The organism is Kosakonia sp. WA-90 (assembly GCF_039871955.1).
Lineage (GTDB): Bacteria > Pseudomonadota > Gammaproteobacteria > Enterobacterales > Enterobacteriaceae > Kosakonia > Kosakonia oryzendophytica.
Genome location: NZ_JBDPLJ010000002.1, coordinates 642,035 through 665,267 on the forward strand (window position 1 = coordinate 642,035; position 23,233 = coordinate 665,267).

At 51.9% G+C, this 23,233-nt stretch carries 16 protein-coding genes and 3 tRNA genes; 15 read left to right on the forward strand and 4 right to left on the reverse strand.

Translation table 11 applies throughout. The features are described 5' to 3' along the window. The first annotated feature begins 496 nt into the window (after window positions 1-496). From ABGA49_RS06240 to ABGA49_RS06260, 5 genes are all read left to right on the forward strand, one after another. On the forward strand, window positions 497-2,050 hold the full coding sequence (locus tag ABGA49_RS06240) for an L-lactate permease (RefSeq protein WP_347665310.1): 1,554 nt from the start codon (window positions 497-499) through the stop codon (window positions 2,048-2,050). A gap of 55 nt (window positions 2,051-2,105) precedes the next feature. Next, on the forward strand, window positions 2,106-2,825 hold the full coding sequence (locus ABGA49_RS06245; RefSeq protein WP_347665311.1) for a (Fe-S)-binding protein: 720 nt from the start codon (window positions 2,106-2,108) through the stop codon (window positions 2,823-2,825). A 10-nt stretch (window positions 2,826-2,835) separates the two neighbouring features. Then, window positions 2,836-4,257 (forward strand): LutB/LldF family L-lactate oxidation iron-sulfur protein, encoded by a 1,422-nt coding sequence (locus ABGA49_RS06250; protein WP_061494262.1) that lies wholly within the window; start codon window positions 2,836-2,838, stop codon window positions 4,255-4,257. Next, a complete protein-coding gene (locus tag ABGA49_RS06255; protein ID WP_061494263.1) occupies window positions 4,257-4,952 on the forward strand; it encodes a lactate utilization protein C in 696 nt (231 codons plus the stop codon). Before ABGA49_RS06250 ends, ABGA49_RS06255 begins: the two co-directional genes overlap by 1 nt. Window positions 4,953-5,092: 140 nt before the next feature. Continuing rightward, the gene (locus tag ABGA49_RS06260; protein WP_347665312.1) at window positions 5,093-5,638 is read left to right on the forward strand and encodes a chorismate mutase; all 546 of its coding nucleotides are present in this window, start codon (window positions 5,093-5,095) and stop codon (window positions 5,636-5,638) included. A 143-nt stretch (window positions 5,639-5,781) separates the two neighbouring features. Here the strand turns inward: ABGA49_RS06260 and ABGA49_RS06265 are convergent. Further along, window positions 5,782-5,857, reverse strand: a tRNA-Asn gene (locus ABGA49_RS06265). Window positions 5,858-6,188: 331 nt separating this feature from the next. Between ABGA49_RS06265 and nac the strand changes: the two genes are divergently transcribed. Both nac and cbl read left to right on the forward strand, forming a co-directional pair. Continuing rightward, complete coding sequence (gene nac, locus ABGA49_RS06270) at window positions 6,189-7,106, forward strand: nitrogen assimilation transcriptional regulator NAC (RefSeq protein WP_061494265.1); 918 nt, start codon at window positions 6,189-6,191, stop codon at window positions 7,104-7,106. Between the two features lie 101 nt (window positions 7,107-7,207). Beyond that, window positions 7,208-8,158, forward strand: coding sequence for an HTH-type transcriptional regulator Cbl (gene cbl, locus ABGA49_RS06275; RefSeq protein WP_061494266.1), 951 nt, complete (start codon window positions 7,208-7,210; stop codon window positions 8,156-8,158). A 38-nt stretch (window positions 8,159-8,196) separates the two neighbouring features. Here the strand turns inward: cbl and ABGA49_RS06280 are convergent. Both ABGA49_RS06280 and mtfA read right to left on the reverse strand, forming a co-directional pair. Further along, window positions 8,197-8,272, reverse strand: a tRNA-Asn gene (locus ABGA49_RS06280). A gap of 100 nt (window positions 8,273-8,372) precedes the next feature. After that, complete coding sequence (gene mtfA, locus ABGA49_RS06285) at window positions 8,373-9,167, reverse strand: DgsA anti-repressor MtfA (RefSeq protein ID WP_061494267.1); 795 nt, start codon at window positions 9,165-9,167, stop codon at window positions 8,373-8,375. Between the two features lie 93 nt (window positions 9,168-9,260). Between mtfA and ABGA49_RS06290 the strand changes: the two genes are divergently transcribed. From ABGA49_RS06290 to ABGA49_RS06315, 6 genes are all read left to right on the forward strand, one after another. Next, window positions 9,261-9,350 (forward strand) — tRNA-Ser (locus ABGA49_RS06290). 761 nt (window positions 9,351-10,111) lie between these two features. Next, window positions 10,112-12,202, forward strand: a complete 2,091-nt coding sequence (locus ABGA49_RS06295; RefSeq protein ID WP_061494268.1) for an ATP-binding protein — start codon at window positions 10,112-10,114, stop codon at window positions 12,200-12,202. 27 nt (window positions 12,203-12,229) lie between these two features. Then, window positions 12,230-12,871 carry a DUF4255 domain-containing protein gene (locus tag ABGA49_RS06300; RefSeq protein ID WP_088237981.1) on the forward strand — a complete coding sequence of 214 codons (642 nt, stop codon included), beginning with the start codon at window positions 12,230-12,232 and terminating at the stop codon, window positions 12,869-12,871. Between the two features lie 434 nt (window positions 12,872-13,305). Beyond that, on the forward strand, window positions 13,306-18,921 hold the full coding sequence (locus ABGA49_RS06305; protein WP_347665313.1) for a hypothetical protein: 5,616 nt from the start codon (window positions 13,306-13,308) through the stop codon (window positions 18,919-18,921). A 702-nt stretch (window positions 18,922-19,623) separates the two neighbouring features. Continuing rightward, window positions 19,624-20,322, forward strand: a complete 699-nt coding sequence (locus ABGA49_RS06310; protein ID WP_347665314.1) for a phosphohydrolase — start codon at window positions 19,624-19,626, stop codon at window positions 20,320-20,322. 12 nt (window positions 20,323-20,334) lie between these two features. Beyond that, window positions 20,335-20,817 (forward strand): very short patch repair endonuclease, encoded by a 483-nt coding sequence (locus ABGA49_RS06315; protein WP_061494273.1) that lies wholly within the window; start codon window positions 20,335-20,337, stop codon window positions 20,815-20,817. A gap of 28 nt (window positions 20,818-20,845) precedes the next feature. Here ABGA49_RS06315 and yedA read toward each other — a convergent pair whose 3' ends face one another. Next, window positions 20,846-21,757, reverse strand: a complete 912-nt coding sequence (gene yedA, locus ABGA49_RS06320; protein ID WP_347665315.1) for a drug/metabolite exporter YedA — start codon at window positions 21,755-21,757, stop codon at window positions 20,846-20,848. A 197-nt stretch (window positions 21,758-21,954) separates the two neighbouring features. Here yedA and ABGA49_RS06325 point away from each other — a divergent pair, with 197 nt between their 5' ends. Together ABGA49_RS06325 and ABGA49_RS06330 are read left to right on the forward strand one after the other, a co-directional pair. Beyond that, on the forward strand, window positions 21,955-22,866 hold the full coding sequence (locus tag ABGA49_RS06325; protein WP_061494275.1) for a DUF808 domain-containing protein: 912 nt from the start codon (window positions 21,955-21,957) through the stop codon (window positions 22,864-22,866). 79 nt (window positions 22,867-22,945) lie between these two features. Then, window positions 22,946-23,128, forward strand: coding sequence for a DUF2158 domain-containing protein (locus tag ABGA49_RS06330; RefSeq protein WP_061494276.1), 183 nt, complete (start codon window positions 22,946-22,948; stop codon window positions 23,126-23,128). Window positions 23,129-23,233: the final 105 nt, after the last annotated feature.

Consider the following 23,233-nt stretch of genomic DNA (forward strand, 5'->3'; position numbering starts at 1 on the left):
TTATGGAACAAAACAACCTGATAGCAGCTGAAATTATAGCTGCACACTATTATCGGCAGATTTTGCTCAAACTTTAAGCGTAGTGCAGGACGCAGGTATTCAGTGGCTTCATTTGTTAGCGATGATTAATGAGATTTTCCTCATAAAGCATTTCTTTAAAATTTTTTGGAAAACAGGACAAGCGCTCTAACGCGAATAATTCTTTACGTGGAAAAGTGCACTCCCAATAGGGTATTGACAGCGTTGACGGAAAGTATCAGAAGAAATAATGAAAAAATGCAAGATACTCCCTTTTTTCTTTTTTTAAATTGAGGGGGTATTTATTTGCAAAGCAAAAATAACATCGTGTGTACATTCTTTTATCTTTTTAGGATTGTGCAAAAATATAATTTACACTGAAGCGATCCAGCCACTCTTTTTCGAATTGACGGTAAGTTATAAAACATTTCCCATTTGTCATATAAATGCGATTGCGCTATTTCATCAGGGACACACAATGCACGAGTACTTATTGTTTATAGTAGGGCTTATCCCCCTGTTATTAATGGTTTTTTTAATTCTAAAAATTAGAATGCCCGTCCACTATTCTGTTCTGATTACCCTGGCGTTGACGTACTTACTGACGTTATTTTTCTGGCATACGCCAATGCCGACGCTTGAATCAGCCATCATCTATGGTGCGTTAAAAGGTTTATGGCCTATTGTCATCGTTATTCTGGGCGCCATTTACAGCTATAACCTGATGCAGGCGACCAGAGCGATGGATATTTTGCGCGAAGTGTTGGCCAGTATTAGCGATGATAAGCGCATTCAGGTTCTGCTTATCTCCTGGTGTTTCGGCGGTTTTCTCGAGGCCGCAGCGGGTTACGGTACGGCGGTGGCGATCCCCATCGGCATTCTGGTGGCGCTTGGATTCCCGCCGTTGAAATCAGCCATTGCATCACTGGTCGCAAATACCGTGCCTACCGCATTCGGTGCAGTGGGGATCCCCGTGTCTATTCTTGCGCAGCAGGTGAATCTGCCGGTGAATACCCTCAGTGGTACGATCATTTTGCAACTGGCGCTGTTTAACATTCTTTTGCCGTTCGTCATTATTTGTATTATCGGCGGTGGCCTGAAAGCCATTCGCGGCGTTTTTGGCATTACGCTTCTGTGCGGTATATCGACTTTGATCCCACAATATTTTGTGGCGGTGCACTTGGGTGCCGAGTTACCCGCTTTCGCCGGGAGCCTTGTGAGCCTGATTGCCGTGGCGATTGCCGGACGCATCCGTAACGGAAAGACAGATCCCGCCTGGCTTATCGAAACCCGTCCTGAGAGCGAGCGACCGGCACGTACCGCGGCGGTGCTACTGAAAACATGTTCCATCTATATCCTGATTTTTATTTTTATCCTGCTGTGTTCGCCGCTGTTTCCGGGAATTAAATCGGCTGTTTCTGCGGTTGCGTCAGTACTGCATTTCCCGCTGGAAAATGGCACCACGCTCACACTTAAAATTGAGTGGATAGCGACCCCTGGCGTACTCATCATTCTGGCAACGGTTATCGGAGGATGTATTCAGGGCGCTCCGATGAGCAGCATGCTACACGTATTTGTAAAAACCGTGCTGCAGCTTAGAAATTCCATTATTGCCATTATGGCTATCGTTGCGCTGGCCACGGTGATGGATGTTAGCGGGCTAATCTCCACGCTTGCACATGTACTGGTGAATATAACAGGCGGTAGCTACGTCTTTATTTCACCGATTATTGGCGCATTGGGGACGTTTGTAACCGGCAGTGATACCAATTCAAACGTCCTGTTCGGTAAGTTGCAAACCATGGCGGCGGCAAAACTGAATATTGATCCTACCTGGCTGGCGGCTGCCAATACCGCAGGCGCCACAGGCGGAAAAATGATTTCGCCGCAAAGTATCGCCATTGCGGTTTCCGCCGCGCGAATGGGAGGACAGGACAGCCATATTATGGCAGGCACGATGAAATACTGTGCTGCTTATATTCTCATTCTTGGTCTTGAAATCGGCCTTTATTATTACTGGGTCATGGCATGATGAGTGCGCAATACAGCGCGAAACCAACAACAAATAGGGCAATGGAGTTCTAACCGTGAATGTTAACTTTTTTGTCACCTGCATTGGTGACGCCATTAAATCACGTATGGCGCGTGATACGGTTTTGCTGTTAGAGCAGTTAGGATGTCGGGTAAGTTTCCCTGAGAAACAAGGGTGCTGTGGTCAGCCGGCCATTAACAGCGGTTATATCAATGAAGCCATTCCGGGCATGAAAAACCTTATTACCGCGCTGGAGGACAATGATTACCCCATCGTTTCCCCCGCCGGTTCCTGTACGTACGCGATGAAAAGCTATCCCGGTTATCTGGCGAACGAACCCGAATGGGCCGCCCGCGCCGAGAAGGTTGCCGCACGAATGTATGATCTGACGTCGTTTATTGTAAATACGCTGGGTGTCGTGGATGTGGGCGCGCGTTTGCAAGGGAAGGCAGTTTACCACCCGTCGTGCAGCTTGTTTCGTAAGATGGGCGTGAAGGAGGAGCCGTTAGCGCTTTTACATCATGTTCAGGGGCTGGAGTTGCTTCCGTTCAGCCACCCGGAAACCTGCTGCGGTTTTGGCGGGACGTTTTCCGTCAAAATGGCGGAAATTTCCGGCGAAATGGTGAAAGAGAAGAGTGTGCACCTGATGGAGGGGCAACCGGATTACCTGATTGGCGCAGATGTCAGTTGCTTGCTGAATATTGGTGGGCGTCTGCAACGTGAAGGCCGACCGGTAAAAGTGATGCACATTGCTGAAGTCCTGATGAGTCGCTGAGGGAAATGTCATGTTTTTAAAAACCAGTCAGGTCGAATTTAAAACGCGTATCCGTCAGCAGATTGATGATCCCATCATGCGTAAAGCGGTGGCGAATGCGCAGGAGCGAATTGGCGGCAACCGTCAGAAAATGGTGGACGAGTTGGGGAACTGGGAAGCCTGGCGCGATCATGCCAGCCAGATCCGCGACCATGTGCTGCAAAATCTGGACGCTTACCTGTATCAATTGTCGGAGAAGGTGACCGAAAACGGCGGCCATGTTTATTTCGCGAAAACGAAAGAAGAGGCCACGGGCTACATCCTGAAGGTTGCGCAGGCAAAAAATGCCAAAAAAGTGGTCAAGTCCAAATCCATGGTAACGGAAGAGATTGGCATGAATCCGGTTTTACAGCAGGCCGGGATTGAGGTCATCGAAACCGATTTGGGTGAGTATATCCTGCAACTGGATCAGGACCCGCCTTCGCATGTTGTGGTACCGGCCATTCATAAAGATCGCCACCAGATCCGCCGGGTGCTTGCTGATCATCTGGGCTATAGCGGCCCGGAAACCCCCGAAGCGATGACACGCTTTATCCGCCAGAAAATCCGCCAGGATTTCCTCAGTGCGGAAGTGGGCATTACCGGCTGCAATTTCGCTGTGGCCGAAACCGGGTCTGTCTGCCTGGTGACCAATGAAGGGAACGCGCGAATGTGCACTACGTTGCCCAAAACGCATATTGCCGTAATGGGGATGGAGCGCATTGCACCGACGTTTGAAGAGGTGGACGTGCTCATCACCATGCTGGCGCGAAGCGCCGTTGGCGCCCGACTGACTGGCTACAACACCTGGCTGACGGGGCCCCGGGAGGCGGACAATGTTGACGGTCCCGAGGAGTTCCACCTGGTGATAGTCGATAATGGTCGTTCAGCGGTACTTGGCTCGCAATTTCGTGACGTGCTGCGCTGCATCCGTTGCGGTGCCTGTATTAACACCTGCCCGGCGTATCGGCACATTGGCGGACACGGTTACGGCTCTATTTATCCCGGCCCCATCGGCGCGGTCATTTCGCCGTTACTGGGAGGCTATAAGGATTTTAAAGATCTGCCTTACGCCTGCTCGCTCTGCTCGGCCTGCGACACGGTCTGCCCGGTGAAAATCCCGCTGTCCAAACTGATTTTGCGCCACCGCAGAGTGATGGCGGAAGAGGGGATCACGCCAAAAGCAGAGCAACGGGTGATTAAAATGTTTGCTTACGCCAACAGTCATCCGGGGATATGGAAAGTTGGCATGATCGCCGGTGCCCGTGCGGCCAGTTGGTTGATTAAAGAGGGCAAAGCGCCGATAAATATTGGCGCCATCAGCAGCTGGACGCAGGCGCGGGATCTCCCGGATGCCGACGGCGAAAGCTTCCGTAGCTGGTTTAAAAAACATCAGGCGCAGGGGAAAAAATAATGGATAACCGAACCGCGTTTCTGGCGACAATTGCGCAGGCTTTGGGGCGCGGGCCCCGTAATACCCCGGACGCCCGGCCTGCACCAGCCCATAATTATGCGCAGAGCCGACTGACTGAGCTCAGCCAGCAGCAGCGTTGTGATGCGTTTATCGACGTGGCTTCGACGGTCATGTTGGTTCAGTGCGAACTGACTCGCGAAGAAGACGCGCCGGCTGCCGTGCTGCGGCTATGTGAACAATATGGTCAACAGCCGGTGGTGGTGAGTGGCGATGCACGTTTGGCAGCGACGGGCATTACGGCCCGTTTACAGGAAGCTTGCCGCGCGACCGTGTGGGATCCGCAGGCAGGTGAGCAAAATATCCGCCTGGCGGAGCAGGCAAAAGTGGGGGTGGTGTTTGCCGATTACGGGTTGACGGAATCGGGGGGAGTGGTGCTCTTTTCTGCGGCGGAACGCGGTCGCGCCATCAGCCTGCTTCCGGAATCCTCCATTTTTGTGTTGCGTAAAAGCACGATCCTGCCGCGTGTTGCACAGTTGGCGACGCAATTACACGCCCTGTCGCAGCAGGGTAAACGCATGCCTTCCTGCATTAATATTATTGGCGGTCCCAGCTCCACGGCCGATATTGAGCTAATAAAAGTGGTGGGTGTTCACGGCCCGGTCAACGCAGCCTATGTAATCATTGAAGATTGTTGATGTCGTAAACAGAGAGGCCAGCCGTCAGGCTGGTCTTTTTGTTAACATTAGAAATATCCTGAAAACACAATAGTAACATTAGGTTAATTATAACAAAGTAAGGTAATCATGATATTTTCCAACCGAGGTGAGGGTTAGTCATGATTCATTATGTGGCCGTTTTCTTGTCGTCACTCTTTATGTGCAGCGCTGTTTACGCCGGTTCAGTGAGCAATGTTTCACTCAGCACGTTGTCCTCTACGCTGAATCAGCGCATGGTGCTCATGCGGGATGTAGCCGAATTTAAAGCCGTTCATCATCTGCCGGTTGAGGATCTGGCACGGGAAGACAATGTGGTTTCCGCTGCCAGGAACGAGGCCGCAGAGGCCGGGCTCGATCCACAAACCGTTGAACCTTTTGTCCACGCGTTAATGAATGCGAGCAAAGCTATCCAGTATCGTTATCTGGCTGATTGGCTGGCGACGCCACAACAGGGCGCATCTGCGCAGACGTTGGCCTCCTCACGTGAGCAAATCCAGCAACTGGATCAGCAATTAATGACTACATTAAGCCAGTATTTACTCACCGGTTCATTTAGCCGCGATGACCTCACCTGGCTGGGAAGCCAGCTCAACGCCCCTAATCTCAGTAAGGCGGATATCGACAATTTGCTTCATGCTTTAACGCAGATCCGGCGTGCGGTCTGATGTCTCTTTAGCGTGGTGAAAAGGAAGTACTGAAACAGGATAAGATGTGCCTGAGTTTTTCCCGAGACGGGAAATAGAGCGATGAGAATTTACGTTGACGCAGAAAAGCAAAAAGCCTGCTCGTAAGCAGGCTTTTCTAAATTTGGCTCCTCTGACTGGACTCGAACCAGTGACATACGGATTAACAGTCCGCCGTTCTACCGACTGAACTACAGAGGAATCGTGTGAACGGGGCGCATATTAACGGCGGCCATCGGGCTTGTCAAAGGCTGGATGGCCTTAAGCCGATCGTTTGCTGACAATTTCGGCAATCTGATGGCGGGATAAGCACTTACCGGTGCATTTGCACTGATTTGGTGCAAATTACCCCTTATGGGGCAGATGTCAAACCACTGTTTTAGTAATAATTACCCAAGGGGTAATTAGAAACACTTATTATCCAGCCTGTTAGGCTGCGATCTCTTCCCTGACTAAAACTGGCAAGCATATTGCAACTCCTCCGACGACATAACATCCGGTGTTGGCCCGGTAATCCGTAACAGGAGGCAAAATGAACTTAAGACGACTGAAATACTTCGTAAAAATCGTCGATATTGGAAGCCTGACGCAGGCCGCCGAAGTATTGCATATTGCACAGCCGGCGCTGAGCCAGCAGGTTGCCACTCTGGAAGGTGAGTTGGATCAGCAGTTATTGATTCGCACCAAACGGGGAGTGACACCGACGGAAGCAGGGAAAATTCTCTATACCCATGCGCGAACCATTTTGCGCCAGTGCGAACAGGCGCAGTTAGCAGTGAACAGTGTGGGGCAAAGCTTGCGTGGTCAGGTGTCTATCGGCCTTGCGCCGGGCACGGCGGCATCGTCCATCACCATGCCGTTATTGCAGGCGGTGCGCACGGAGCTGCCGGACGTCACCGTTTATCTGCATGAAAACAGCGGTGCAGTGCTGAATGATAAATTGCTGAGCGGGCAACTGGATATGGCGGTGCTGTATGAGCGCGCGCCGGGCGCAGGCATTAACAGCCTGCCGTTGCTGAAAGAAGATCTTTACCTGGTTGGTACGCGCGACTGTCCGGGGCAGAGTGTGGATTTGACGGCGGTCGCTGAAATGAATTTGTTCCTGCCGCGTGACTACAGTGCGGTGCGTTTACGTGTGGATGAAGCCTTTTCACTGCGCCGTCTGACGGCAAAAATTATCGGTGAGATCGAATCCATCGCCACGTTGACAGCCGCGATTGCCAGCGGAATGGGCGTGACGGTGTTACCTGAGTCGGCGGCGCGTTCGCTGTGCGGCGCAACAAACGGCTGGATGTCGCGCATCACCACACCGTCAATGAATTTACCGCTGTCGCTGAATGTGTCGGCACGGGGGGCATTGTCGCCGCAGGCACAGGCGGTAAAAGATATTTTGATGTCATTGGTTAGCCGCCCGGCAATGGAAAGCCACGAGCTTCAGTTGGTGAGCTAATTATTATTCCTTAATGGAATAAGATGCTGGTTTTTATTATTTGTTCTGCCAGGCCACAGACTTTAACAATAGCGTCATGTCTGATGAGCCTGGAGGAAAGGGTGAATTTCCAGCAATTAAAAATTATCCGCGAGGCGGCGCGGCGGGATTACAACCTGACTGAAGTTGCCAATATGCTTTACACCTCACAATCCGGTGTGAGTCGTCATATCCGTGAGCTTGAGGAAGAGCTGGGGATAGAAATTTTCATCCGTCGTGGCAAGCGACTGCTCGGCATGACTGAGCCAGGTAAAGCCCTGCTGGTCATTGCCGAGCGTATCCTTAATGAAGCAAGCAACGTGCGCAGGCTTGCCGATCTCTTTACTAACGATACCTCCGGCGTATTAACCATTGCGACCACCCATACGCAGGCGCGATACAGCCTGCCTTCGGTGATCAAAGCTTTCCGTGCGCTGTTTCCGGAAGTGCGTCTCGAATTGATCCAGGGCACGCCACAGGAGATCGAATCACTGTTGCATAACGGCGGGGCGGATATCGGTATCGCCAGTGAGCGCCTGAGCAACGACAGTACGCTGGCGGCGTTTCCGTGGTTCCGCTGGCATCACAGCTTACTGGTACCCAGCGATCACCCGTTGGCGCAGAGCTCTCCGCTGACGCTGGAAGAGATCAGCCGCTGGCCGCTGATCACTTATCGTCAGGGGATCACCGGGCGCTCGCGCATTGATGAAGCGTTTGGACGCAAAGGATTAATTCCCGACGTGGTGCTGAGTGCGCAGGACTCCGATGTGATTAAAACCTATGTCGAGCTGGGGTTAGGTGTCGGGCTGGTGGCGGAGCAGTCAAGCGGCGAGAATGAAGAAGGGAAGCTGGTGCGCCTGGATACGCAACATCTGTTTGATGCCAATACCGTCTGGCTAGGGCTGAAACGCGGTCAGTTACAGCGCAATTATGTCTGGCGATTTATCGAACTGTGTAATGCCGGGCTGTCGGTGGAAGATATCAAGCGGCAGGTGATGGAGCCGGACGAAACGGTGATTGATTATCAAATCTGAAAAGCAAAAAGCCTGCTCGAAAGCAGGCTTTTTAAATTTGGCTCCTCTGACTGGACTCGAACCAGTGACATACGGATTAACAGTCCGCCGTTCTACCGACTGAACTACAGAGGAATTGTCTGAACGGGGCGCATACTACTGGCCCCGATCTGCTGTGTCAACACTAAATTTAACCTACTGATTCAATTGGCTAATTAAAGCGCAGGCTGCCGTTTTAATGCACTCTGTTCAGGTTCTCGCCGTAGCCAGACTGACCGCGCAGACGACTGAGCGGATCCTGGCCGTAAAACTGGCAAAAACGTTGCCACAGCGCCGGGAAACGCGGGGCGAACAGTTCCGGCGCGCTGAAGAAATACTCGGAGAGGACCGCAAAACACTCCGCCGGGTCGGTTGCTGCATAGGCATCAATACTGGCCGCGCTTTCCCCCACCAGATCGATCTCATCCTGAATATTGTCCATTGCCGCGTGCAGGTCGTGTTCCCAGCCTGCAACTTCGCGCAGCGGAATGAGTGGAATACCGCTGGCGCGATCGCCATTGCGCGTATCAAGCTTGTGCGCGACCTCGTGAATGATCAGGTTAAAACCGGAAGCGTCAAACGAGTCCTGAATATCCAGCCAGTTGAGAATGATTGGGCCTTGTTGCCAGCTCTGCCCGGACTGCACCACGCGCTGGTTATGCACCAGCCCGATATCGTCTTCCCACTCATCATCAACCACAAACGGGGCAGGGTAGATCAGCACTTCATGGAAACCGTCCAGCCACTCCAGACCCAGTTCGAGGACCGGAAGACAAAACAGCAGACTGATGCGTGCGCTTTTTAGCGCATCCAGTTCAAATCCCTGCAAAGGAACCAGCCTTTTTTGTTGTAAAAAGCGGTCCGCCAGTTGAACCAGTTTGATCTGTTCATCCGGTAATAAATTCGCCAGCACAGGGGCGTTTAACGCTTCTTCCCACGGGAACTCCGCCTCGTCGGCGGATCCTTTCGTTTTCCAGGGCCACTTTATCATCGCTTTGCTCGCAAACTCGCCACTTGAACCAAATTAACGGGACAGGGTCTGTTAAAATGCCAAATTACCTGGCATCATGGCAACTGTCTGTACGGAGAGATGCCAGAGCGGCTGAATGGACCGGTCTCGAAAACCGGAGTAGGGGCAACTCTACCGGGGGTTCAAATCCCCCTCTCTCCGCCACTTCCTTTACCCCTCGCGTTATCGCCCTTTTTCATCCGCCTCTGAACGTCTGAGCATACCGTAACCACCTGACTTTTTTGTGGTGTTTAAGGCTAAGGCAGCACAACGCGGATACGTTATCACCCCGTTTGCCATTCCGGGTAGCGCTTTGCGACGATGTCATTCATTTTGTGAACCAGGTCGTAACCCTGGATGCATCACGGCTGACTCCGTTTCATACACGTCTAGACTGTTTTCCTCCGTTACATTGAGCAGATGGATTTTTACTGGGGGCGGATGAACGCGGGGCCCTTATTCATCACAACGTAATGAAATAACGCCAGGTATTTCTGAATAAGATTTTTCATGCGGCTTTTTGCAGGCATTTGAATCGATTGTAATATCCGCGTTCCTGCGCCAGTTCTATTTGTTTTTGACACTGTTAGATATTTTTTGAATTAACCATTTGTTATTGTTTTTGTGTATTTAATATTAATAAAAACAGCAAGATATTCATTTGTTATCTCAAGTGGACTAATGCATTTAATCGTCAGGCAGGCGCCGCTACAGGTTATCGGGATAATTTGCATTTCGCAGGGTGACTGCCTAGCTTTTTATTGTCAATAGAGTGATGTCACGATACTCACCACATTCTCTGTTAATCGCGTTAAATCAGGAAAGTGCGGTAGCCTGCCTTTCGTAATAACAACCCTATAATCAATTGATTTAATTAACGGCAGGTAAGCGTTGGTGTAATAAATAATTCAGGAGCGACAAACGATATGACGCAAGAAATATCCTGCGACGGTGTCGATGAGAATACGACACAGGAGTGGAATTACTCCGTACTGCGCGAACAGTTTGAACGTATCGAAAATTCACTCCAACGTTATCTACGCGCTGTGCATCAGCGAGTGGAGGAGTATTCACATAAAACGCAAGAGACGATGCTCTCCACGCTGCAAATGGATATGTTCGTGCGGTTTCAAACAAAAATTCCCGCTTGTGATATCCCGGTGTGCCAGCAAAGTTTTCGCGAAGCGGAACGCGCGGTGATCCCGTCTGAGAGCAGGCTGGCGTTACTCATAGCGCGTTTTGGACTCAATCAATTTGAGCGGGATGCGTTGTTACTGGCGCTGATGCCGCTGGCGAATGGAAATGCCGGTTTCCTGTTTGCTTGTTTACAGAACGACACGCACGAAAGCTGGCCTGGTCCGGAACTGATTCTTAATCTTCTCTGCCGTGACGCCATAGAGCGTCTGGATATGCAGGCCTGTTTATCCCCATTTTCCCCACTGGTACGGTATGCGTTGGTGTTCAGCGGTGACCCGGAGAGTAATAACGATCAAGCCTCGTTCTTACAAGGAAGCATGCATATTTATCGCTATTTATCCGGCAGAGACTCGCCGCTCGGGCAGGCTTGTTGTCGCTGGCTGGAACCGCCAACGGAGGTGGATTTATTTCCCGGCGTGACGAAACAAGTACTCCACTATGTTTATCATCCGGCCCCCGCATTGCTGATTTCTCTGGCAAAAGGAAGCGCGGGCTCTCGGCAGATGGTGTTGTCGCGAGCAGCCGATATCGCAGGCCGTAAACTGCTGTTGTTTGATATGGAGCAAGCTCCCACAGACGAGACGCAATTTTGCCGCTGTTTTGTGGATGTGCTGCGGGAGTCCACGCTGTATGCCGCAGGTCTTGTCCTTCATGGATTGCACCAGGCCTGGCAAAACCATGCTGATTTACGCAACTGGATGAGTGACCGCATTCGTGAACATCGTTTCCCGCTGTTTGGTTTGAGTGAAACAGGTATTCCACTGGTGCCGTTGACGGATGTTGCCCAGGTGCTCATTGAAATGCCGCAGAGTTCGACCCAGGATGAAGCACGACTGCTAGACCGTTTCCTGCAACGCTATCGGGTTGAAGCGGATGTGGACACGCAGATGCTGGTTCGCCGATTCAGACCCCCTCCGGATACGCTGCTCCAGTCGCTCAGCGATGCGGATGCCTATCGGGAATTGCGGGGAGCGGATGCACTCTCTGTCGATGACCTCTGTCGGGCTTTCCGGCAGCGTTCTCAGCAGGCTTTTGGCGGGTTGGCCACAAGGGTTGAGCCACAGCGTACATTCGACGATCTTATCGTCGCAGATAGCCTCAACAAGCAACTGGAGGAGGTGCTGGCCGCCGTCCGGTTTCGTGAGGAGATGCTCGCTCAGGGGTTTGCCCGCAAGATTGCCTATGGAACCGGTGTTAGCGCGTTATTCCATGGCGATTCCGGAACGGGGAAAACACTGGTGGCGGAAGTGTTAGCCGGTGCGCTGGGTGTTGATATGATCAAAATCGACCTTGCCACTGTCGTTAATAAATACATCGGTGAAACCGAGAAGAATCTGGCGCGCATTTTTGATATTGCGGAAGCGGATTCCGGATTACTGTTCTTTGATGAAGCCGATGCGTTATTCGGCAAACGGAGTGAAACCCGGGATTCTCACGACCGCTACGCGAATATTGAAATCTCCTATTTATTGCAGCGTCTTGAAAGTTATACCGGACTGGTCATTCTTGCCACCAACAATCGCTCACACCTGGATGAGGCATTCACCCGTCGGCTGAGTTTTATTATCCGTTTTCCATTTCCCGATATCACACTACGCGAACGAATGTGGCGAGGCATCTGGCCTGCCGAAATACGCGTGGCGGAGGATGTGGACTTTGCCGCGCTGGCCCGACGGGCTGAAATCACCGGCGCTAACATTCGTAATATTGCATTGCTGGCAAGTTGGCTTGCTGCTGACAATCAATCGACATGTGTGGAACAAAAACATATCGAACGTGCGCTGCAACGTGAGCTCGCCAAGATGGGACGTGTCGTCTGAACCCGCACTCTCTACCGGAGAACTTCTATGTCAGATATTACTGATACTGATGCAACTGCGCCTGCCATTGCGTCTGATACTACACTGATTGAACTCAATGTCGCTATTGATGCGGCATTACGTCAGTATTTGCCACCGGATGTCGCCATCCGTTTCGACCTGCCGCCGAAAGATTCAACACCCGATGTTCCTACCGTGTGCGTGTTTCTCTATGACATCCAGGAAGATTTACAGTTGCGGGTCGGTGAGCGCAGGCAGTACGTCTCTGTCACCGGGCAGTTTGTGCCGGGGTATGTCAACATCCGCTGTTGTTATCTGGTCACGTATTTTGAGGTGGCACAAAGCAGCAGCAGTGACTCACCGTCTAGCCAGGCCAATAGCCAGTCGTTGATCATCATTAATAATGTACTCAACGCGTTGGTTAATCACCGTTCGTTCTCCTCATTGCCTGGTGCATATTTGCGCGTCATTCCTCCTTCTGAGCAACTCAATAGTCTGGGAAACTTCTGGCAGGCGGTCGGTAATACGCCGCGGCTATGCCTCAGTTATATGGTCACTGTGCCGCTGAAACTGACTGACCTGCAAACGACGTACACGCCAGTCAGCACCACCAGCGTTCAGTCCGCGCATATGTCAAATGATGATGCGACGGAAACCAGTGAGAGCTAATCCCTGGCTGGTGAGCAATGCGGTTGCCTCAGGCCCATAATCGTGTCCAACGTTGAAAGGTGAGCGAGGCAAGTTTCGTGGCAAGATGACCCGCCGCTGTTCCTGCTTCAACGCAGTGCATGCGGCACTGAAGGAGTGAAATGATGCCCAGGCATGCACCTCCCTATGAAAAAGTCAGAAGAGCGAAATATGCCCATCAGAAGAAGCGCGGTGAGCGGAGCCATAAACGTGGCAGAAGGGCGAGGGCGGAAGAGCCTGTAGGCATCCCCGGCTTTGATTCGGTGGAGGAGTGGATTCGCTATGAATTTGATGCACGGAACACCCGACTGGCACACGGGCCCGCAGAAGAGAGGCTGCCTCCCCTGCCTGTCTTCAGGGCGAGGAATCTGGCTGAGCGCGTTACGCTGATGTTGTATGCTCTTCATGTCTTCGGGATGGAATTTCAGCCAGCGGTAGGCAATTATGCGATGTTCCGGCGTGCATATGAAGACAAAGATGCGTACGAAAACAAACATACGTACGAATACGAACATACGCCCGAAGACAAAGATGTGCCCGAAAGCACTGCTGTGTCTGAGTTGACTCTGCCGTCCGGCGGTGAGCTGATTTTGCCGGAATACGCCGCTACCGGGCAGGCGTCCGGAGTCACCTCGGCCGGAGACCGTCCAAAGTATGACTATATTGCCCTGACGATGTTAGGAGGCGGCGCAGCGGCCGCACAGGCAGGGCCACAGGGCATTAGCGACCGTCTTTCTGGTATTGCCCGTACGGGCGGTTTGCTAATGGCCGGAACCTCAGCCTTGATGACCCGAAAAGGCGCGGGGATTGCGGCGGGTGCTTCGGCATTGCTGGGAAGTCTTGCGTATGCCGGGTATTTGCTGTTTGGTGAAAAGAACGGTGAGCAGAGCGGTAGCCCACTCAGTCTTGATGAACTGGCTGAGCTGACCGGTGCCCTGACTGACGAAGAGCGTGCGCTGGTTGACGAGCTATCCCACCTGTACAACGCGCTGGTGAGCAAACCTGAAGAGGCTCTCTATCCCTTTAATGCCAGCGAGATAGCCGAACTGGAGCAGATAGCCGAGGAACTGGACGCTGAATTCGAAGGCGCTGCCGTCACATCTGCGCCTCACGTCCGGGTGAAACGGTGGGGCATAGGTGGGTTGAGTGTGTATAACCCACCAAAAAAAACGACCACCACCACAAAAGCGCCAGTTAGAGCAGAGCCTGCTACAACAACCACTACCACCACCACGACGACAACCACAACCACCACACCGCCACCCGAGCCTACGACGGCCATGTCGGAAACCCGGCAGGCATACTGGGCGCGCCGCTATGAAGAAGTGGCGGAAGATTCCCCGGAAAAATTCTTTTTCGATTTGCTCCGTACCGAGCCGGAAAAATCCCACTGGGATATTCTGGCGGCGCCGAGAGAGAGCTTTCCGTTGCAGGACACCTGGATAACCCGGATGGATAGACTGAAATTAGACAAATTTCCGCATGAATTCCGTAACAAAATTGAGGAGGCATCTCGCGATGCAGCCAAAGCTCCGGGGGTTAAAGCGGGTATCGCAAACCTGCCTGATGACTCATGGCTGCATCTGGGGAAATACTATTTGTTGTTCTACCAGAAGGTGATGTCGCTGTGGACGAATTTCATTCTTAACCTGGCAGTGGACGATGCTGAAAAAAGCGAGGTACTGGTAGGGCGGCTTCAGGAGTTGACGACAGATCTTAATCGCGAATTTCATGACAGGGTGATAAATACTACCGCATTGGATACGCTCTCCAACAGGGATAAGCAGCTTAGGAAACGGACTGAGCAATTACGTACATTCCACGCACATAAATCGTTGTCTGATACGTTGAAAAATGAAACGCTGGTATTCAGTCCAATTATCCCTACAACGGAAGTCTTTTGGGGACACTACAGTTTGTCCTATCTCGATAAAATCGACCTGGCAAAATTTACGCCGCGATTTCATCCCGTCCTGCGGTCTTTCGTGGTTTCTCTTATTAACTTTATAAAGGGCAGGGGAAATACGTTCGATCTCGTTGGCTTTTATACCAATCTGGGTATCTTGACCCTGGAGCGACTAATAACGGCTCTGGAGGAGAAACAGGGAGAGGATGCCTACAACTATGCGGTGCTGGATGAGCAAGTGAGTCGCATTATTCGGGAGAATATTGCCGGGATTTGGAATATCCCAATGTTGAAGTCATATCTGGGCAGATACAACACTGCCAGGAGAGATATTAAGCCGCTACTGGATGCCTTGCTTGGGAAGCGCTTACCGGATAATACCGCAATGACAACCGACACTGCGTTGTCTGCCACGGCGGACAACACCACCACAACCGCCTCTACAGCAACGGCACTGGAAGCTGACAACAGCGTTGACTGGGAAAAAATCAGCAGGCAAATGGAAGCCATGCCGCCGTTACCGGAGCATTTCAGTCTCAGTGAACGTATGCTGGGCGAGCTTAAAGGAAAGCTGGATGATTTTTTAATGGACATGACCGGCTTTCTTGATGAGGGTATTTTAAACCCCGACAGTTATATTGATGCGTTTACCCGTGAATCGTTGCGTATTCATCAGCAGGACCAGAAGTGGTCGCCGGAAAGCCAAATCACCGTCAAGGAAATTATCTATCATCTGTCCGGCGGGCGGGCCGCAGAAATACACGAGACGATTCCCCATACCTATTCCCTTCGCGACATTGTGCGCGGGGTACCACGCAACGAACTTGGCACGGCCTATTCCGACAGCAATATTCTCTGGCCTGACGCTTTCAGCCAGCAGCTGCGCGACAGGCTGCTGAAAATAGATCTTTCTGTCGACCGGAAACTGAATACGGTGTTTGGCGAGGGCAAATCACGGGTCGAAAATGTTTACAGAGTGATGACCACACGGGCCGCGCTGGCCTATCTCAACAAGAAAAAAACGACACCCGGAGGAACCGGGGGAGAATACCATCAACACTATATTGATGCGGTAAAACAGTTCCTGGAGGGGAAAACGCAGGCCGAAACCGTGGAGTGGCATGGCAGCACGCTCACTAATCTGATGTTCATTCCGGTTCCGTCCTCTGGTGTGCTGGGTAATAAGAAAATCGGGGTGATGCTCTCACTCTGGGATACCGACTACTATGAGGTTCCCTGGCCGGGTCTGGGTGAGCAGCAAAAAAAAGAAGGGCCGGGCAGAAAAAATCCCCCGCTGCTCATCGTTGAAAACAGGTCTGACTTCAGGGCCTTTATCGAAAAATACCGGACAATCGGCACCGGGAAAGCCCTGAAGAATATTCCTGACAGATTCGATTTTTTGCCTTATCACCATGATGCGCCGGAACAGCACACGGATATTAACTTTCAGACCAGCTATAGCCTTTATAATCCTCCGTTTACCACCACCTCCAGAAGCCGTAAGGCGCTGATCGACACGCTGATTGCGCGGCAGAAGAACGACCTTGCCGATCTGTATGATGAGCTGATTAATACACCCGCTGAACATTTGCGGGCGGTTGTTCACGAGCTGGTGAATACGTTAGCCGTGATGTCCGGGTTGCTGCTGATGGTGGGAGGGATTGTGATTGGCGGGCCGGCCTTGCCGTGGATTGCGGCCTCAATGGCGACCACACTGCTGCTGGAGGTGGTGCCAACTATCGTGCTCTATTCGCAGGCGGATGACGATGAAGAGCGCAAAGTGTATATGCGTTCCCTGTTAATGGCCGTGGCATTTGAGATGGGGGGCAATCTGGCGGGCGTAATGCTGGAACAGACGCTCCGGGGTGTTTCACGGCTTACACGTCTTGCCGTCACCGCGCTACCGGACACGCTGCCTGGCATGTATAAGCTGCTAAAAAATAAAATGCTGCAGGTGATCGAAAAAACGGGGGTACGACGTTTACGGTTGCGAAAAGGCGTGACCACGTCGATAAGCCAGGAAGGGCTCGAGGATCTGGACAAGATGGTGAGGACGCTCAAAAAGCCCGCGCCGCCACCCGTGCCAAAAGATATTCCTGTTGAATCTGCGCCAGATGTGGTGCCGCCTGTCGAGTCTGAACCTGTTGCGGGTCCCTCCGGCCGACTCGCTCCTCCCGCCAGGGTTCAGGAGGAACAGGCTCTACAGGGAAGAATGATGGCGATGTCCGATGTTATTAGTGAAATGGATAAAATGCGCTTCGAATCGAATGTGCGCATTGTGACTGCCTGGAAAAAAGGCAGCACAACCCATGAAATTACGAACAGCTATTATATCCGCGGGCTGCGCAGGCAGGACCGGGTGGTGGTTCAGCTATTCTCTGACAAAGGTGATTTATCTTATATCTATTTTGATGAGGATGAGTGGCTACAAATCATGGCGAATAAGGCTCAGCAGTCAGATGACTGGTTGCTGGCATATTACGATCTGGACAGTACAGCGGACATATCCTGGGGGAGTAAAGGGCAGTTAAAACCGTTGACGCAGCTAAACAGTGAACTCCCCCTGGAAGATTACCCGCAGGAAGGGGTCCTGATCTACGCGTCACAGGCCTATAAAGACAGTGTGGCCAAACAGGGGGTGAGTTTCGAAGCGATACAGAAATTCCTCGATCAGTTACATCTTCATGAGCAAAGCCCGGCCGGAGAAAATAGCCTGTCGACTATTATCAAAAATGCAATTGAAGAAAGTGATGACTTACAGACTACATTACGGCGGGTCCCACAGTTAGACGACATACCGAAAGCATGGAAAACGTCCGACCCCGAAGATGCGCAACTGATGAAACGGATCCAGGAAATAAAAGATCTCGGCCCTGATATCACCCACTTCCGGCCTTTAATTAAGGACCTGCCTTTCAGACAGAATAATCCCCAACTGAGTGAGGCGCTTAAGTCATTTTATACAAAATCACTGCATACCGATCCGAACTTTAAAGTGATTTCGTCGGATTTCCCGCGATTGAAGGCGAATAACGGAGGCGGCAAAGTATCGATGGCGCAGTTAAACATTATCGAGCAGGCATTTAACCAGGTACATGACATCGCGGATAAAGTGCAGGCACTCCTTCTTGAAGCCAAAAATAATAATGCCTTGCATGAAAGGATTCTGGTGATACTGGCGAAATTCCTCAATACCGCCGACAGCAAAATTCTCGGCGAGGCTTATGAGCGGCTGAGTATTCTTGGTGAACGGCTCCAGACGTTTGCCCGCTATCATGTCGAGGAGACGAAACTCGGACGCGTTGTCCTCGTGAAGAAGGTCGATGCTTCAGAGCCGGTTGTTTTTGCGTATGTTTATCAAAAAGATCCCACCGCCCGTATCATGGTCGTGTTACCCGATATCTTCGAGGATAAAGCGGTTGTCGACACGATTATTCACGAGATCTCCCATCAGGCGACCGGCACGGAGGATTTTGTCTATATCAGTGATATTCCCAAAAAATATACGCCGTTCCTTGCACATCACGTCTCATTCGGTACCTACCCGTTTGAGCCGGACAGCGCACATGTGCCGCTGGGGCGTGCCGGTCAGTCTTATGGCACCACCGGGGTTGAACGCCTTAAGCCGGTATCGGAGTACGATCGCGCCCTGGCACAGGCGCGGGTGAGATTTCTGCCGATGGAGAGGGCAAATGCGAAAATGGGTAACGCTGATTCGCAGGTGATCCTGTTTCTCGCGCTGTTTAATAATTTTGAGTTTGAGAAAGTACCTGTTGCCGGAACAGATACGTACCTCTGGCGTATTAAACCTGTTGAGGACGCGGTTGCACGGTCAAAACGCGATGTGCCGGATCAACGCGATATAACAGAGCCTGTCGATCTGCCGGAAGCGACGACTGCAACACCGGAAACCCCGGCGTTATCGCAGCAGGAAGCGCTGGTTGTACAGGAATATACGGAGCATCTCCTTAACGTGGCGCTTTTCCAGGCCAGTGAGTTTACGGTCGATGATATCCTGACCGAGGAGGAGATAAAAACACTTGGCCTTGTCATCAGTGAACTGGCCAGCACCACACAGGTCACTCCCACACAGGTCACCCCTTCCGACGACGTCACTAACCCGTAATCCATGCCCTGCTGTAGAAAACAGTCTGCGGCCGGGCTGGCGTATTGGGCCAAACGCTATGATGAGGCGAAAGAAGGGAACAAGGCGAAAACGTTATTCGGTATTCTTAAACCCGGGTCGCAACCTGCAGGTAAATATAGTCTGGCTGCGCCGCAGGAAAGTTTTCCACTGAGAGATACCCGGTATACGAGAATGGATCGATTCATCCAATGGTTCGGTCGATTAAAAGAGAAAGAAATGGCAGCGCATTATCCGCTTTTGTCCTTCAGAGTGGGGGCTTGCGAAAGAGGATCGGCTGACGGATCTCGAACCTGATGAATATGATATCGACTGGAATATTCCTTGAAATAATAACATCGCACTAGTAAATATATAGGGATTTATTTATCTTGTTGTTTGTATTTGTTGTTTTTAATGAAAATAAAAATATCCTGACAGATAATGCCAGGATACCTTGTCAAATAGTGACAATAATTAAAACTCAGAGAGGTTATTAATAAGACGAAAGCATCATGGCACAATTAACCTGATAAATAAATAGCTGTCGGGGAAATATACGTATTATTTTAATATTAATATTTTCTTGGGGTATATTTTGCTTGTAACCATAAAACAGTTTAATATCCGAATGTCATTTTTGTGCGATAATTGCTCGTTATAATCCGTACGATGCTATCGTTATCGTTTTAACCAGGAGCAACAATGACTATCAATGACTGGCAGCACCGGTTTGACGTATGGATCCGCCACCACTTTAATCATGCAGATGCTGCGCACGACGTCTCGCATTTTCGCCGCGTATGGAAAACGGCGCAAACCCTGATGCAGGGGCAACAGGTGGATGCGCTGGTGATCCTGACCGCCTGCTACTTCCACGACATTGTCAGTCTGCCGAAGAACCACCCGCAGCGGCACTTATCTTCAGTGATGGCGGCGCAGAAAACCGCTGATGTGCTGGGCAAGGATTTTCCTGATTACCCACAAAATACAATACCAGCGGTATGCCACGCCATTGAAGCGCACAGTTTCAGTGCCGGGATTGCGGCGCAGACACTGGAGGCGAAAATTGTGCAAGATGCCGACAGACTGGAATCATTAGGTGCTATTGGGCTGGCACGGGTGTTTGCCGTTTCTGGCTCGTTGGGCGTTGCACTGTTCGATGGCGACGATCCTTTCGCGGCGCAGCGGGAACTGGATGACCGCGCGTATGCCCTCGATCACTTTCGTTGCAAACTGCTAAAGCTTCCCGCCACGATGCAAACGGAAAAGGGGCGTGAACTGGCGCGCAGTAACGCCGATTTTCTGGTGCATTACATGGCCAAGTTGAGCGCCGAATTACAGGGCGATTTTCAGCACATTGACGATGATGTGTTGCGTCGCTTTGGTTCTTACGCCCTGTAGCGGAGTAAAAGAATGGCGGATGTGCACGACAAAGCGACCCGTAGCAAGAACATGCGCGCAATCGCTACACGGGATACAGCCATCGAAAAGCGACTTGCAGGTTGCCTGCAATCACTGGGACTGGATTTTCGTGTACAGGATGCCGCTTTACCGGGGCGCCCTGATTTCGTGCTGGATAACTACCGTTGCGTGATTTTTACTCACGGCTGCTTCTGGCATCGCCATCGGTGCCATCTGTTTAAAGTCCCGGCGACGCGCACCGATTTCTGGCTAGAGAAGATAGGCAAAAACGTGGCGCGCGATAAGCGCGACTGTGGTTTGCTGCGTGAGCAGGGATGGCGGGTGTTAATTGTCTGGGAATGTGCGCTGCGCGGAAAATTGAAGTTGAGCGACCCGGCGCTGAGCGAGCGCCTGGAAGAGTGGGTCTGCGAAGGCGGTGCGTTCGCGCAGATTGATACGCAAGGGATCCATGCCGTCGTGGATATCGGTGAATAGCTGCCCTTTGAAGGCAGCTATTTCCCTATTACTTTTCCGCTTCACACGGGGTGACGACAGGGCGTTGCGGCAGCAAATATTTGCCCAGCGTGACCAGCACCACTGCCATAATAATAATTCCCAGTGCCAGCCACTCGATGGGCGAGAGGTGTTCGCCACCAAAGCCGGTGCCCAGCAGCACGGCGACCACCGGATTGACGTAAGCATAGCTGGTCGCCACGGCCGGAGAGACATTACGAATCAGGTACATATAGGCGTTAATCGCGATGATTGAACCGAACAGCGCCAGATACCCTACCGCCATAAAGCCCTGCAGCGAAGGCATCCGGGTCAGTTGCTCACCGGTTAGCGCCGAGGCCACCAGCAGCACGATGCCTGCCGCCAGCATTTCGATAGCGCCAGCCATCATCCCGACGGGGAGTGCGATTCGGGAGCCATAAACCGATCCAAAGGCCCAGCTCATCGACCCCACCAGAATCATCAATGCCCCCCACGGATTGCCGCTTAAGTTTCCGCCGCTGTTGAGCAAAATAATCCCCGCCAGACCAATGGCGATACCAAACCACTCAAGTTTTCGCGTAGCAATGCCGAAAAAGTGACTAAAGCACAAGGTAAATAGCGGCACGGTGGCGACCACAACCGCCGCGATACCGGAAGGCACATTTTGATGTTCGGCGACGGTGACGAATCCGTTGCCGACGGCCAGCAGCAGCACGCCAAGTAATGCGGCATTCAGCATCGGGCGCAGAGGGGGCAGTTTATGCCCACTCAATAACAAACAGGCTGTCAGGACGACGCCAGCAGAGAAGAAACGGACGCCAGCCATCATCAATGGCGGCCAGCTTTCAACGCCAACGCGGATAACAAAGTATGTGGAACCCCAAATAATGTAGAGCGCAAAAAGCGCGCCAATCAGCGGTAAAACATGCCTGAAACGCATAACCCACCCAGGAAAAAATAAGAGGCTTATAGTTAACGTCAAAACTATCGTGCTGGCGAGTGGTTAATTGCGAAGAAAGTGTTAAATTTTTGTTGACACCTGCAGGGCGTTTCCGCGTATCGTTTTTTACCGCATACTGAGGGAACGCGACAGTACCTGCGCGCTTTTGTGCAACATAATCAATAAGGAAGGATATTTTGGCAGGAAGTAGTTTATTGACCTTACTCGACGACATTGCCACATTGCTGGATGACATTTCGGTGATGGGAAAACTGGCGGCGAAAAAGACCGCTGGTGTGCTCGGCGACGATCTGTCACTCAATGCGCAACAAGTCGCTGGGGTGCGTGCGAACCGTGAGTTGCCGGTGGTGTGGAGTGTGGCGAGAGGGTCACTGCTGAACAAGGTAATTCTGGTGCCGCTGGCGCTGTTGATCAGCGCAGTGATCCCGTGGGCCATCACGCCGCTGCTGATGCTGGGGGGCGCATTTCTCTGTTTTGAGGGTGTGGAAAAAGTGCTGCATACCTTTGAGGCGAGGAAACATAAAGAGAGTCCTGAAGCGCGCCAACAGCGGTTGGAAGCCCTGGCGGCGCAGGATCCGCAACAGTTTGAGAAAGACAAAATCAAAGGTGCCGTGCGCACGGACTTTATTCTGTCGGCGGAAATTGTCGCGATTACGTTGGGCATTGTTGCAGACGCGCCCTTGCTCAACCAGGTACTGATCCTGTCGGGCATCGCCGTGCTGGTAACGGTGGGCGTTTATGGCCTGGTAGGCATCATCGTCAAGCTCGACGATATGGGCTACTGGCTGGTGGAGAAAAAGGGCGTACTGGCGCAGGGCGTGGGGAAAGGATTGCTGTTTGCTGCGCCCTGGCTGATGAAAATGTTGTCGGTGGTTGGCACGCTGGCCATGTTCCTGGTCGGCGGCGGCATTGTGGTGCACGGTATTGCGCCGTTGCACCATGCCGTTGAACATTTCGCCGCCGGGCAGAATGCTGTATTGCAGGCGCTTACGCCGGTACTGGCGAACCTCGTGCTGGGCTTTGTGATTGGCGCGCTGGTCGTTGCCGTCATGAAAGGGATAACGCGTTTGCGGGGTGCTGCTGAATAAAATCTTACGGCCGGCATTATGCAAAATAAACAAACTTCGTCTAAGGTGAAAAAGTTTCGCCCTGATACAGGAGGCAGTAATGGTCTTTTTGGTCAGTGATGAAGTGATACCCAAAAATGGTGGTCCGCGCATGATCGTCACCGGCTATGCCAGCGGTATGGTGGAGTGTCGGTGGTATGACGGCTACGGCGTCAAACGGGAAGCCTTTCGTGAAGATGAGCTGATGCCTGGCGACAGGCAAAGGATTCACGAGGAGGTGTAATCCCTGTAAACGCCCGGCAATGCCGGGCGTTTTTATTGCCCGCAGACCGGGTGAGGACGTGAGTTGCGGGACTAAAGCACAGCGAAACAGCGCATATCAGGGCTC

Coding starts and splice junctions, on each gene's coding strand:
- ABGA49_RS06240 (WP_347665310.1), top strand. CDS start 497: ATGCACGAGTACTTATTGTTTATAGTAGGGCTTATCCCCCTGTTATTA.
- ABGA49_RS06250 (WP_061494262.1), top strand. CDS start 2,836: ATGTTTTTAAAAACCAGTCAGGTCGAATTTAAAACGCGTATCCGTCAG.
- ABGA49_RS06305 (WP_347665313.1), top strand. CDS start 13,306: ATGGAATTTCAGCCAGCGGTAGGCAATTATGCGATGTTCCGGCGTGCA.
- mtfA (WP_061494267.1), bottom strand. CDS start 9,167: ATGATAAAGTGGCCCTGGAAAACGAAAGGATCCGCCGACGAGGCGGAG.
- ABGA49_RS06310 (WP_347665314.1), top strand. CDS start 19,624: ATGACTATCAATGACTGGCAGCACCGGTTTGACGTATGGATCCGCCAC.
- ABGA49_RS06300 (WP_088237981.1), top strand. CDS start 12,230: ATGTCAGATATTACTGATACTGATGCAACTGCGCCTGCCATTGCGTCT.
- ABGA49_RS06295 (WP_061494268.1), top strand. CDS start 10,112: ATGACGCAAGAAATATCCTGCGACGGTGTCGATGAGAATACGACACAG.
- ABGA49_RS06260 (WP_347665312.1), top strand. CDS start 5,093: ATGATTCATTATGTGGCCGTTTTCTTGTCGTCACTCTTTATGTGCAGC.
- yedA (WP_347665315.1), bottom strand. CDS start 21,757: ATGCGTTTCAGGCATGTTTTACCGCTGATTGGCGCGCTTTTTGCGCTC.
- ABGA49_RS06330 (WP_061494276.1), top strand. CDS start 22,946: ATGGTCTTTTTGGTCAGTGATGAAGTGATACCCAAAAATGGTGGTCCG.
- nac (WP_061494265.1), top strand. CDS start 6,189: ATGAACTTAAGACGACTGAAATACTTCGTAAAAATCGTCGATATTGGA.
- ABGA49_RS06315 (WP_061494273.1), top strand. CDS start 20,335: ATGGCGGATGTGCACGACAAAGCGACCCGTAGCAAGAACATGCGCGCA.
- ABGA49_RS06255 (WP_061494263.1), top strand. CDS start 4,257: ATGGATAACCGAACCGCGTTTCTGGCGACAATTGCGCAGGCTTTGGGG.